Genomic DNA, 12672 nt, shown 5'->3' on the forward strand with positions numbered 1-12672 from the left:
TGGGTTAGCTGTGGACACGAGGCTCAGGGTGAAGGGTCGATAAAATCTCCGCTTCCACCTGCAGCAGGGTGTCCAGCCGCTCCTGCACCTCGTCAGCGGGGAACTGCTCCAGCGCCAGGTCTAGATACAACTGCCAGTGCCGCTCTTCAGCCGCCGCCAGCCAGAGGTAAAACTGCCGCAGCTCCGGGTCGGGGGCGTGGATCCCCAGCAGGCCCAGGCGTTCGTGGCTGCGGGCCTCGATGATGGCGGCCACCAGCAAAGCGTCCAAAAGGTGCTCCGGCTCGGAGCGGCGCAGGTGCTGGTTGAGACGGCTGGCGTAGGGAGCAGCCGAGAGGGGCCTGATCGGGATCCCCAGCCGTTGCAGGTGGCGATGCACCCGCTCAAAGTGCTGCAGCTCCTCCCGCGCCAGCGGCGACAGCGCTTCCACCAGCCGCCCGTTGGCCGGGTAGCGAAACAGCAAACTAAGGGCGTTGCCCGCCGCTTTTTTCTCGCAGTTGGCGTGATCCAACAAGATAAGGTCGAGGTGACGAATGGCTTGGTCGATCCAGGCCGCAGAAGTCGGCGAGGCCAGTTGTAGCGTCGGCACAGGGTCAGAAGAGGTTTCAGGCATCAACAGCTTCCAGGTTGACCCACCCTGCCCGCTGCGGGAGCAGGGAACGGAACTGGGTTAATCGGATCTTAGCTTTGCCGGCGTACCCCTTTCTAAGTCTTGGATCCCGTCTGACGCTCTGGCAGCAGTTGTCCCTATCCCCGGCCCCTCTCCCAGAGGGAGAGGGGAGTTCGGGGATTTTTCAGAAGGCTGGCCCCCGCCTCAATGGCTCAGAGCCAAGGTTTTCCCTGCTACGACCGCCGCCATCTCCTGCAACAGGTCTTCGGTCTCTTCCCAGCCAATGCAGCCGTCGGTAATGGAAACGCCGTACTGGAGCGGCGCCCCTTCCTGCCAGGTTTGCTTGCCCGGGTTGAGGTTGCTCTCCAGCATCAGCCCCATCAAGGCCCGCTGCCCCGCTTGGTACTGCTGTAGCACCGCCCGACAGACGGATCCCTGCCGGCGGTAGTCCTTCTGTGAGTTGTCGTGGGAGCAGTCCACCATCACCGAGCGCGGGATCCCTTGATCCTTCATCAGCAACGCCGCCCGCGCCACATCTTCCGGGCCGTAGTTGGTTCTGCCGACGCCGCCGCGCAACACGATGTGCCGATCCGGGTTGCCGGTGGTTTTCACCAAGGCCGTCATGCCGTCTTGGCCAATGCCCAGAAAACTGTGGGGGTGGCTGGCAGACAAGATGGCGTTGAGGGCAATTTCCAGCCGCCCGTCGGTGCCGTTTTTGAAGCCCACGGGCATGGAGAGGCCGCTGGCCATTTCCCGGTGGGTCTGGCTTTCGATGGTTCGGGCGCCGATGGCCGCCCAGCTCACCAGGTCTGCGGTGTATTGAGGGGTCACCGGATCCAGCATCTCGGTGGCACAGGGCAGGCCCAGCTCGTTGATCTGCAGCAGGATGGAGCGGGCCAGTTGCAAGCCGGTGGCAATGTCGCAGGAGCCATCCAGGTGGGGATCGTTGATCAACCCCTTCCAGCCCACGGTGGTGCGCGGCTTCTCAAAATAGGTGCGCATCACGATCACCAGGTGCTCGCGGGTTCGGTCGGCCACCCGCTTGAGGCGGTGGGCGTACTCCAAGGCCGCTTCCGGATCGTGGATGGAGCAGGGGCCGACGATCACCACCAGGCGATGGAGATCCCGTCCGTGGATGATGTCGCGAATGGCCTGCCGCGTGGAGAGCACCACTTGGGCTGCCGTTTCCGTCAGCGGCAGCTTGGCCTTGACAGCAGCAGGGGCAATCAAGGGAGTCACCTCTTGGATGTTGCAGTTGTCGGTTTGGGGGGGCATAGAACTGTCCTTCATTGTGTCCAAGGGATGGGCAAGTGAGGGATTGAGCTGTCGAGCCATCAAAAAAGCCCTGGCACTGGGCTCAGGGCTTCAGGACTGACTCAGGTAAACCTAGGCTTTATAGTTTACGCGCCACCCTTCCGCCCTGGTCGCTGCCAGGGAAAGGTAAAGTAGCCAAAAAAGGGAGCGCGCAAGATCATCTTCAGGGGAAGGAACTCGGAATCTGTACGAGATGAGTATAGCGGAAGTATACCCAAAAAGAAACTGGATTTGCCAAGACGGGCTCAGGTTCTGGGTCGCTCCCAGGGTTCCCCGGGCGCAGCCCAGAGGACGGCTTTCCCCCACCCAGCTCAAGAGGCTTGCCCGCCCCGTAGCCATCGCTCTGCGACGCTGTTGCAAGCGGTGCGAGGAGAAAAGCTTCAGGGCAACTAGGAACTTCCTGCCGCTGCCTCAGCCTGACAGGGCCGCAGCGGCGAAAGCCCCGCAAGCCCGGCGGAAACCAAGACAGTCAGCAGGACTCTGGGCTTCTGTCCCAGAAAACAGGCTTCAGAAGGATCCGGCCCGAACGGCAGCCGCTTCCTGGATCACCTCGTCTCCAGGCTGCAGCCCGGCGTGGATCTCCACCAGATCCCCATAGCGGGATCCCACCGCCACCGGCGTAAACAGCGGCTTGCCGTCCGCCAGCCGATACACGCCCGTCAGGCCGAACTGTTCTACCAGGCTTGTCTGGGGCAGCAGCAGGGCTTGGCGGGTTTCTCCTGCCAACTTCAGACGGCCCAGCATGCCCGGCATGGCTCCGGGGAGCGGAGGGATCTGATACATTTACGCTGAACACTGCTGAACATCACTGTTCAACTATGCAGCGATAGCATTCTGCTTGTTTCCATTCGCGTTAGCGGGACGGAGTCCAAACAGAATGGCGGTATCCCGCAAAGCTTTGAGTAGAATACCCAAAGCGCAGTTTCCGTGTCGTCTTACTACCAATTTTCTGCTTTGCTTTGGCTACCATGTTGGCAGACTCGAAAGTAAACAGAAAGATCAACTGGTAGTAATCCGTACTGAACATATTATACATTATTTTCAGTATAGTTGAGCTTATTATTGACTAGAGTCATGCTCCGCCTTGACTTCCACGGTTCTCGAGCTGGGATCGGCGCTGGGGATGATTTGGCGAATGGCTCCCTCCACGGTTTGGTTGAGGCTGTCGATGCTGATGGGCACCCCTTGTCCCACCCGGATCTGGCCGGCCAGCGATTCGGGCACAGCCACGGAAAACCGCAGCCGCTCGCTGCTTTCTAGCTCCACTATCGGCTGGCCCGGCCCCGCCAAAGCCCCTACCTCCACATACTTGCGGGTGACGACGCCGGCAAAGGGGGCAACCAGGGTTCCGTAGGCCAGGTTGGCTTGGGCTTGTGCCACCCCCGCCTGCGCCTGGGCCATGGCCGCCTGCACCTCAGGGATCCGGCCTTTGGCCTGGGCAAGCTGGGCCCGCGCTTGGGTCAATCCCTGTTCGGCCTGCTGGATCCCGGCCTCGAGCTGGGCCAGCCGGCCCAAGAGCACGGCTACCCGCGTATTGGCCTGATCCACCTGGGCTTGGGCCATGGCCCCTTCGGCGTGCAGCTTCTGCATGCGTTCTTGGTGCAAACGGGCCTCCTGCAGCTCCGCTTCCGCCTGCTGCTTCTGGGCTTGCACCTGGCGCAAGGCTTCTTCCGCTCCCCTCACCCCTGCCTGGGCGGCCAGAAGGCCTGCTTGGGCCTGCTGCAGTTGCGCCTCAGCCTGTTGCCGCTGGGCCTGGGCCTGTTGCTGGGCGGCCTGCACATCGCTGACATCCAGACGGGCAATCAGGGATCCGGCCGCCACCTGCTGCCCCTCCTGAACCGGCAGCTCCAGAACTCGGCCCACAATGCGGCTGCTGAGGGAGGTGCGCTCCACAGCCTCTAGGCTGCCCACCAGAATCCGCTCTTGGCCGATTTCCCGAGGCTTGACCTCCATCGTGGCCAACGGGGCGGCCTTGGCGGTTTCCAAGGACTCCGTCTCGCTGACGGGAAGCTCCGAAGCGGCTACCCCTGGACCGGGCCGGCTTTGGGATCCCAGCAGCCAGCCGCCCAGCCCCCCTAGCGAGAGGAACAGCAGCGCCCAGCCCAGGTGGCCCCAGCTCCAGCCGGAAAACCTTTGTTGGTGCAACCTGCCGACTTGAGTTTCCATAGTGCAAGTGTCCAAGGCGTAACTTGAGAGTGACGAGAGAAAGAGGCTAAGGAAAGACCAAATCTCCCAATGGCTTGGAGATGGGCTCTATGAGAGCCCCACCCCCTGCAAACTGAGGCGCTCAAACCAAGGCACCGCCCACCCCCAGCGCATCTTGGCTAGGAAATACTGCTCAAAGGCGGACTTGAGCCAACTGACCCATGGCCCTTGCACGGCCAGAGCTATAGCTGCTCTTGCCTGTCTTCCGAAGCCGCCACCTACTGCTACTCGTGGCTGGGTCTAGGAGGGGATCCCATCCTGGCAATCCAGTAGCCGCACTGGTGTTCTCCGTTCACCTGCCAGGTGAGGCGCTCTACCCGGCAGTCGGGCAGGGCGGCGGCAAACATCTCCAGCTCGTGGCCGCAGACGCTGGGAAAACGCTGGGCAATTTGGGCGATGGCGCAGTGGTGCTCCACCAATACGTATTGCTCGGCATACTGCTCAGCGCCTTCTGTTGCCCTGGCCGCAGCCAGGTGGTTGGGGTAGGGGTAGTACTCCGCCATGTAGCCTTCTGCCTGGCGCAACTGCACCAAGCGCTCCAGCCGCTTGGCCAGGGATCCGCATCCCATCTGGGCTTGGTACTCTTGGGCTTTGCGCTGCCACTGCTGCTGGAGCAGGGATCCCATCTGTTCGGATCCCAGGGTTTCGGCCAGCGTATTGAGCAGGCCCAGGGCAAACTCGTCGTAGCTTGTGGGGAATTGCGCTTCCCCTTGGGGGCTAAGCTGATAGAAGTGCTGGGGGCGGCCCAGGCCACTGGCTTGAGCGACGTGGTGGATCAGCCCCTCCGCCTCTAGATCCTTGAGGTGGCGGCGAATGGCTTGGGGAGAAATGCCCAAGTGCTCTGCCAGAGTCTGGGCGGTGGCCTGCCCCGCCTTGCGCAAATAGACTAGGATGGCCTGCTTGCTGGAAAGGGGCTGCGTGAACCGCCCGGTGATCTTGTGCGCGCTCTCCACCCTCGCCCTCCTGGTTAGACTGGGTTCACTCGGCTGCCGCTGCCAGCACAGCTACTTTGACAACGGGATCATTGCTACAGTAACCTGAGGGTTAGTTAAGCAACAACCGTGTTGTTTTAGTTGGCCGTCTGTCTTGACCCTGTCCCTAACCAAGAGCCATCTATGTCTACGAGCGTCCGCACCCTCATTAGCCAGCCCTACAAGTACGGCTTTGTTACCGACATCCCTTCTGAGTCCATCGGCAAAGGCCTAAACGAGGACATCATCCGGCAAATTTGGGCCAAGAAGGGGGAGCCGGACTTCATGCTGGAGTTTCGGCTGCGGGCCTACCGCCAGTGGCTGAAGATGAGCGAGCCCACCTGGCCAAACGTCACCTACCCCCCCATCGACTACCAGAACATCGTCTACTACTCGGCCCCCAAGGTGCGGGAGAAGAAAAAGAGCCTGGACGAAGTGGATCCGGTGCTGCTGGAAACCTTTGAGAAGTTGGGGATCCCTTTGTCAGAGCAGAAGCGGCTGGCCAACGTGGCGGTGGACGCCATTTTCGACAGCGTCTCGGTGGCCACCACCTTCCGGGAGAAGCTGGCCAAGGAAGGGATCATCTTCTGCTCCATGTCGGAGGCGCTGCGGGAGTACCCTGAGCTGGTGCGCAAGTACCTGGGCACGGTGGTGCCCATTGCCGACAACTACTACGCGGCGCTGAACTCGGCGGTATTTAGCGACGGCTCCTTTGTCTACGTGCCCAAAGGGGTGCGTTGCCCGATGGAGCTCTCCACTTATTTTCGTATCAACAACGGCGAGTCGGGCCAGTTCGAGCGCACCCTGATCATTGCCGACGAGGGATCCTACGTTAGCTATCTGGAAGGCTGCACCGCCCCCATGTTCGACACCAACCAACTGCACGCGGCGGTGGTGGAGCTGATCGCCCTGGACAATGCCGAGATCAAGTACTCGACGGTGCAGAACTGGTATGCCGGCGACGAAAACGGCAAAGGCGGCATCTACAACTTTGTGACCAAGCGCGGCCTCTGTCAGGGGGCCAACTCCAAGATCTCTTGGACGCAGGTGGAGACCGGCTCGGCCATCACCTGGAAGTATCCAAGCTGTGTGTTGGTGGGGGAAAACTCGGTGGGCGAGTTCTACTCAGTGGCCCTCACCAACCACTACCAGCAGGCCGACACGGGCACCAAGATGATCCACATCGGCCGCAACACCCGCAGCAGAATTATCTCCAAAGGCATCTCGGCAGGGCACTCGAAAAACAGCTATCGCGGCCTGGTGAAAATTGGGCCCAAGGCAGAGGGCGCCCGCAACTTTTCCCAGTGTGATTCCCTGTTGATTGGGGATCAGTGCAGCGCCAACACCTTCCCCTACATCGAGGTGCAAAACCACACCGCCAAGGTCGAGCACGAGGCCTCAACTTCCAAGATCGGAGAAGAGCAACTGTTCTACTTCCAGTCGCGCGGTATCTCCACAGAAGACGCCGTGTCCATGATCATCAGCGGCTTCTGTCGCGAGGTGTTCAACCAACTGCCGATGGAGTTTGCCGTCGAGGCGGATCGGCTGCTGAGCCTGAAGCTAGAGGGATCCGTTGGCTAGATCCTTGGCAAGGGATCCTGCCTGTTGTCCATTGCCGAGGGGTCTGGCGCAGCTAGATTTTGGGGAGCGGCGCTGGGGGGAACTCCTAGGCGCCAAGCTGTCATCGATTCGAGAGCAACTGCTGACATGATCCGGGAAAACAGCCCTGTCATCCTCTCCGTTCGCGATCTCACGGCCGAGATCGACGGCACTCCTATCCTCAAGGGGGTAAACTTGGAAATCCGCGCCGGCGAGATCCACGCCATCATGGGGCCCAATGGCTCTGGGAAAAGCACCTTCTCCAAGATCTTGGCCGGTCACCCCGACTACCGGGTAACAGGGGGCGAGATCCTCTATTTGGGCAAGGATCTCTTGGCCATGGAGCCGGAGGAGCGGGCCTGGGCCGGGATCTTCTTGGCCTTTCAGTACCCCATTGAGATTGCGGGGGTGAGCAACTTGGATTTTCTGCGGGCTGCCTACAACGCCCGGCAGAAATACCGGGATCAGCCGGAAATGGATCCCCTCGAGTTTGACGACTTCGTGCGGGAAAAGCTGAGCATTGTCAAGATGGATCCCGCTTTTTTGGAGCGCTCCGTCAACGAAGGGTTTTCCGGCGGCGAGAAAAAGCGCAACGAGATCCTGCAGATGGCTGTGCTGGAGCCGACGCTGGCCATTTTGGACGAGACGGACTCCGGCCTGGACATCGACGCCCTGCGCGTCGTTGCCCAGGGCATCAACCAACTGGCCGGCCCTGAGAAGGCCATGCTCCTCATTACCCACTACCAGCGCCTGCTGGAGTATGTGACCCCCGACTATGTGCATGTGATGGAAGGCGGGCGCATCGTCCTCAGCGGCGATAAGACCTTGGCGCTGGAGCTGGAAGAGCGGGGCTACGACTGGCTCAAGGAGGAGGCGCGATGAGCAACCCCTCCGAGAGGGCTGAGCGCTTTGGCCACTCCTTTCTGGAGCACCTCCTCCGCCAAATCCCGGAGGTAGAAGATCCCCATACCACCCTGAGGCAGCAGGCCCGCGCCCAACTGGCGGAGCTGGGGATCCCCACCCCCCGCGAGGAAGACTGGAAATACAGCGACCTCTCGCCGCTAGTGGCCCATGCCTTTCGCCTGGCCGGCCCTGGGGATCTGGGTCTGGAGCGGGCCACCCTGGAGCCCTGGCTGTGGCCGGAGAGCCGTCACAGCTATGCGGTGTTCGTCAACGGCTACTTTGCCCCCCAGCTTTCTGACTTGAGCGGCCTGCCGTCGGCCCTGCGAATAGCTCCTCTGAGCCAGTCTGCCCCTGGATTGTTGCAAACCATCGCCAAGGTCGATGTCTTCAGCGCCCTCAACACCGCCCATCTGGCCGACGGGATCCAAATCGAGCTGCCACCCCAGCAGGAAGTTTTGCCGCCCTTGCACCTGCTCTGGGTGACGGTGGCCTCTGAAGGAGAGGCGGTTCTGGCCCAGCCCCGCTGTCTGGTGGCTTTGCAGGCCCACAGCTCCCTCACCCTCATCGAAGACCACGTCTCGTGGGGGGCAGGGATCCCCTTCGGCAACGCTGTTACCGAGATCGCCCTGGCCGAAGGATCCCGTCTACACCATGTGATCCTGCAGCGGCAGGGATCCCAGGCTTTTCACATCAACCAGACTGCCGTGCGCCAGGGCCGCGACAGCCACTACCGGCTGCAGGCCATCCAGTGGGGATCCCAGTTTTCCCGCCACAACCTGGAGCTTGTCCAGGTGGAGCCCCAGGCGCACACCCAGCTGCAGGGGCTGACCCTGGTGAAGGGATCCCAGCACAGCGACACCCACTCCCGCTTGCTCCATCAAGCGCCCCACGGCAGCAGCCGCCAACTGCACAAGTGCATCGTGGACGAGGCGGCCCGCGCGGTCTTCAGCGGGCGGATCCTGGTGAGCCAAGCAGCCCAACTGACAGACGCCGCCCAGACCAACCGCAACCTGCTGTTGAGCCCCAAGGCGCGGGTGGATACCCGGCCCCAACTGGAGATCTTTGCCGACAACGTCAAATGCGCCCACGGAGCCACCGTCAGCCAACTGGAGGCGGAAGAGATCTTCTATCTGCAAAGCCGCGGCATTCCCCAAGCCCAGGCCAGGCAACTCCTCACCTACGCCTTTGCGGCAGAGATCCTAGAGGGGATCCCGCTGGCCCAGCTTCCTTCCCAGGTGGCCAAGCGCTTGGGATCCGGCTGAGTTGTCCCTCCCATTTCGCTCCAGCCCTTACTGCCATCGGCCAGTCTTGAAATGGCTGCTAGCGGCCTGCGTCGCCCGCGCCCGTCGAACGGCGAAAAAAAAACGCCCGTGGCGTCGCCGGCTCCCGCCGAGAAGCCCGAAATCCCTTACCGGCCCTGTAGGTGATGGCATTGGGCCGCAGGCTTGCTTTGGCTATCTTTCCGACCCGTTGTGCAAAACAACTCCAGCCCCTTTTGCTGAAGTTCGGAGAAGCTGTCTTGGGGGTTTAGGGCGGCAGAGGGGTGGGAATCGGAGGAACAGATCTAGTCTGGTTGGCGCGACTTTATCATCGCCAATCCTGGCCTGGCCCACTTCTCTTCCCCCGATTCTGCGGATCCCTCTGGCCTCTCTGCCGAAGCACCCAGCGCGCCGAAGAGCCATACCGATTCTCTAGCCTTTGGCGCCATCAAAACAAAAGCTGCAGCCCCCCTCCGCGCTTGAGTCCCTGCTCCCCCCTCACCTTTTACCACGGCAAGAACACCGATTGAACGCCTATTGAGGAGAGCCTTTCTCCTTTAGAGAACCACTTCAAGTAGTAGGAGAAAAATGTGGCCTCGAAAAGAGTCCCCAACTTTTGGTTGCAGAAGTACGCCAGGAGGTTATGATCCTGGAGAGGACTGTAGGGCATTAGAAAATGTTGGACATACCACCACAACCTTTAACCGGAAAGGCTCTCCTGCAGAAGGTAGAAGCGTTGAGCCATCTTCCGCGCCGCGAGACGGCAAAGCGCTGTGGCTACGTAACCATGACCAAGACCAACAAGCTCCGCGTCAACTTAAATGAGTTTTATGATGCGGTGCTGGCGGCAAAAGGTCTGAGCCTCAGTCCAACTGCCAAGCGTGACAGGCGCGGTCGCGAGCCAACCTTTCGCGTGAGCGTTCACAAGAATGGTCAGATCATCATCGGGTCCGCTTACACCGAAAAAATGAATCTCAAGCCCGGCGATGAGTTTGAGATTCAGTTGGGCTATAAGCACATTCACCTCAAGCAAGTGCTCAACGGTCAGGTGATGGAGGACTCAACCTCGAACGAAGAAGCTGCCCCCAAAAAGACGCGGAGCCGCAGGAAAAAAACAACAGGAGCTTGAACCTCTTCTGGAGTTGGGCAAGGGAATCCAGTTGAGAAACTGTCACTGCAGGGCTTTCTCTCTTCCAAACCCTCCTTAAGATGGGATCCGAAGCTTGGGTTTATTGACTTCGCCAACCCTAGATCTGAAGATCCCTATGTACCAGACTGTTCAACCTCCTCTCAAGTTTCTGCCGCCGCGATTGACGCCTTGGGTAGTTCGTTTGGCGCAAGCGGGTTTGCCCTTGTGGTTGCGCTGGGCCAAGGGGATCCCGCGCGTTGAGGTGGAGGGGGGCGAGCGTTTGGCCCAGCTTTATCAGCAATTTGAGGCAGGCAAGATTCGCCTGTTGGTAGCCTTTCGCCACCCCACCCTCGACGATCCCCCCTGCTTGATGTACCTGTTTTCCCATCTTCTGCCTCAGGTAGCTCGACAACAGGGGATCCGCCTGCGGCAGCGTCCCCATGTTTTGTTTGTCTACGACCGCGGCCTGCCCCTATGGCTGGGCTTGATTGGCCGCTGGGGGCTTCCCCGGCTGGGCGGGATCCCGATTTTGCGGGGCCGTCTGGATCGGGCAGGGCTGAAGAGCTCTCGCGAGCAGTTTGTGTCAGGCCCGTACCCCCTGGCGGTGGCTCCCGAAGGGACAATCAACGGCATGAGTGGGCTGCTCAACCCGCTGGAGCCGGGGGTGGCCCAAATGAGTTTCTGGGCGGTGGAGGATCTGCACAAGGCGGGGCGCCCGGAGGAGGTGCTGATCTTGCCGGTGGGCCTCCGCTACTCCTACTTGAGGGATCCCAGCCTGGCGCTGGACAGGTTGCTCCGCCGCATGGAGGCGGATTGCAAGCTCCCGGCCACGCGCTCGGCCCATGTCGGCAAAGGGTTTTTGATGGCCCGCCTGCTCCGCCTGGCCGAGCATCTGATTCAGGTGATGGAGCGTTTTTACGAGCGCTTCTACGCCCCAGCTTTGCCCGACGCGGCGCGGGTCAGCCTGAAAGGGGGAGGGGATCTGTTGGCACGTCTGCAAAGCCTATCGGATCTGGCCCTGCGCGTGGCCGAGCAGCACTTTGGCCTGCAGCCCCAGGGAGACTTGATCGAGCGGCGGCATCGCATCGAACAGGCAGGCTGGGCCTGGATCTACCGGGAAGATATCCCTGATATTGCGGCGCTTTCGGCTGTGGAGAAGGGGTTGGCCAATCGCGTCGCCTCTGAGGCCAGCTTCCACCTCTGGCACATGCGCCTGGTGGAGACCCTGATGGTGTTTGCCGTGCGTCCCCTGCCGGAGCAACCCAGTTTGGAGGAACTGGCCGAAACCGCCCTGCGGCTGTGGAACCTGTTGGCCTGGATCAAAGGCAAAAACGCCGTCGGCGCTGCCCCCCCCAGGTTGGGGCCGCGGCTGGCCCGTTTCAGCATCGGCGATCCCCTCTCGGTTTCGGAGCGCTGGCCCGCCTACCAGGCCAACCGCCGGCAAGCCGTACAAGCTCTAACCCAGGATTTGCAGGCGGAGATGGAGCGGCTGCTGCAAGGGATCCCGCGCTCCCCTGCGAGCGTGGCCGTCGGCTGAGATCTGGGTTGGCTGGCCTTGTCGAGGGGAGCGGGAAGGCCTGGGCCGAAACCGATACCGGCCTGTTGTTGGGAATTGTTGCGCCGCCTGTAGGGAAGGCCTCCCCAGCGTTCAGCCAGAAACCGCGGGAGCCCCGCCCTCTATCCCCCCACCGCCAACGGCATCTTCTACTTAGAACCTGCTAGACCTGTTGGGATGGGTAGCCGAGTACGGTGGACTGAGGGCGAGCTTCTTGTTCGCCTTCGCAGAGATTCCCCGACTCCTCAGGTGTTTCTTCAAAAGAGCCTGTCCAGTGAGTCGCAGCCAAGCCTCTGATCCCCCTCAAGACTTGAGCATCTGCATCGGCATCACGATCAGGGTATTGCCTTGGCGATCGACCACGTAGAGCTCTTGCCCAGGCTGGATCTCCAGGTCGGGGACGCTGCACTTGGCATTCCAGGTGGAGCCGAGATAGGAGACCCGACCCCGCTTGCCCGGCGGAATGGCCGTAACTGCCCGCGCTTCTCGCGATTCCTTCAGGAGATCTTCCAGCTGAGTTGAAGTAGAGGGCAGCAGACGCCGGCTGAGAACGATCAACCCAAGGGAGAGCACAATCCAGGCCGAGAACTGGGCCCAAACTGGCCACCCCCAATAGGCCAAAAGAGCAGCCCCTAGGGCAGCCACACCCGCCGGCCCGGCCACCAACTCCGGCAAAAACAGCTCGGCAGCAATGAGAACCAAGCCGAAGACAACCCAGGGCCAAACCATACAACCCAGGCATTCGACCCTATTTAATTAGTATGGCTCAAAGCACCTGGATTCTGCACTGGGATTTGTTGCCGAGCTGTTAGCTAGCCGCCCAGGCGGTAGTTCTCCAAAAACTGCAGGGGATCCACCTCTGCTTGGGGGGGATCCTTGGGTAGGTTCCTGGATTCGGCGATCCGCATCAGCGTCTCCCAGTCGGTGTTCATGACGAAGGCCACTGCTTGACGAGCCGCCTCTCGGTGGGGGCAGGCGTCGCCCAAGACACAGCCATCTCGGCAAAGAGTGGCGCAGTCGTGCTCAGTGCTCTTGAGAGTTGGGCCAGCCATGAGGTCGTTTTCTCCTAGGCTTTTACATTTTCTTCAGAATACCTGACCTGAAGAGAATCTTGCGCCTGCCGGGGATCG

Annotated in this window: 13 protein-coding genes; 5 read left to right on the plus strand and 8 right to left on the minus strand. The window is 61.1% G+C overall.

The window, feature by feature from the left end:
• Window positions 1-4: 4 nt before the first annotated feature.
• From miaE to sufR, 6 genes are all read right to left on the minus strand, one after another.
• Window positions 5-610, minus strand: a complete 606-nt coding sequence (miaE, locus tag ACVWXC_RS07685) for a tRNA-(ms[2]io[6]A)-hydroxylase (RefSeq protein ID WP_011430999.1) — start codon at window positions 608-610, stop codon at window positions 5-7.
• A 201-nt stretch (window positions 611-811) separates the two neighbouring features.
• Window positions 812-1882, minus strand: coding sequence for a 3-deoxy-7-phosphoheptulonate synthase (locus tag ACVWXC_RS07690; protein ID WP_457391913.1), 1071 nt, complete (start codon window positions 1880-1882; stop codon window positions 812-814).
• A 546-nt stretch (window positions 1883-2428) separates the two neighbouring features.
• Window positions 2429-2704, minus strand: a complete 276-nt coding sequence (locus ACVWXC_RS07695) for a hypothetical protein (RefSeq protein WP_457391915.1) — start codon at window positions 2702-2704, stop codon at window positions 2429-2431.
• Between the two features lie 276 nt (window positions 2705-2980).
• Window positions 2981-4087, minus strand: coding sequence for an efflux RND transporter periplasmic adaptor subunit (locus tag ACVWXC_RS07700; protein ID WP_457391916.1), 1107 nt, complete (start codon window positions 4085-4087; stop codon window positions 2981-2983).
• 87 nt (window positions 4088-4174) lie between these two features.
• Complete coding sequence (locus tag ACVWXC_RS07705) at window positions 4175-4300, minus strand: hypothetical protein (RefSeq protein ID WP_255322479.1); 126 nt, start codon at window positions 4298-4300, stop codon at window positions 4175-4177.
• Between the two features lie 50 nt (window positions 4301-4350).
• On the minus strand, window positions 4351-5079 hold the full coding sequence (gene sufR, locus ACVWXC_RS07710; RefSeq protein WP_011431002.1) for an iron-sulfur cluster biosynthesis transcriptional regulator SufR: 729 nt from the start codon (window positions 5077-5079) through the stop codon (window positions 4351-4353).
• A 162-nt stretch (window positions 5080-5241) separates the two neighbouring features.
• Here sufR and sufB point away from each other — a divergent pair, with 162 nt between their 5' ends.
• The 5 genes from sufB to ACVWXC_RS07735 all read left to right on the plus strand — a co-directional run bounded on the left by sufB (window position 5242) and on the right by ACVWXC_RS07735 (window position 11524).
• Window positions 5242-6678 carry a Fe-S cluster assembly protein SufB gene (sufB, locus tag ACVWXC_RS07715; RefSeq protein ID WP_457391919.1) on the plus strand — a complete coding sequence of 479 codons (1437 nt, stop codon included), beginning with the start codon at window positions 5242-5244 and terminating at the stop codon, window positions 6676-6678.
• Between the two features lie 126 nt (window positions 6679-6804).
• Window positions 6805-7578, plus strand: coding sequence for a Fe-S cluster assembly ATPase SufC (sufC, locus tag ACVWXC_RS07720; protein ID WP_099812918.1), 774 nt, complete (start codon window positions 6805-6807; stop codon window positions 7576-7578).
• Window positions 7575-8861, plus strand: a complete 1287-nt coding sequence (sufD, locus tag ACVWXC_RS07725) for a Fe-S cluster assembly protein SufD (protein WP_099812916.1) — start codon at window positions 7575-7577, stop codon at window positions 8859-8861. The genes sufC and sufD overlap by 4 nt, the downstream gene beginning before the upstream one ends.
• 673 nt (window positions 8862-9534) lie before the next feature.
• On the plus strand, window positions 9535-9987 hold the full coding sequence (locus ACVWXC_RS07730; protein WP_011431008.1) for an AbrB family transcriptional regulator: 453 nt from the start codon (window positions 9535-9537) through the stop codon (window positions 9985-9987).
• A gap of 136 nt (window positions 9988-10123) precedes the next feature.
• Window positions 10124-11524 (plus strand): 1-acyl-sn-glycerol-3-phosphate acyltransferase, encoded by a 1401-nt coding sequence (locus tag ACVWXC_RS07735; protein WP_457391921.1) that lies wholly within the window; start codon window positions 10124-10126, stop codon window positions 11522-11524.
• 321 nt (window positions 11525-11845) lie between these two features.
• On the opposite strand, the gene ACVWXC_RS07740 is transcribed toward ACVWXC_RS07735, so the two are convergent.
• Together ACVWXC_RS07740 and ACVWXC_RS07745 are read right to left on the minus strand one after the other, a co-directional pair.
• The gene (locus ACVWXC_RS07740) at window positions 11846-12271 is read right to left on the minus strand and encodes an NfeD family protein (protein WP_011431010.1); all 426 of its coding nucleotides are present in this window, start codon (window positions 12269-12271) and stop codon (window positions 11846-11848) included.
• 83 nt (window positions 12272-12354) lie between these two features.
• Entirely contained in the window at window positions 12355-12594 is a 240-nt protein-coding gene (locus tag ACVWXC_RS07745; protein WP_011431011.1) for a hypothetical protein, read from the minus strand.
• Between the last annotated feature and the right edge of the window lie 78 nt (window positions 12595-12672).

This window comes from Thermostichus sp. OS-CIW-20 (assembly GCF_054061455.1).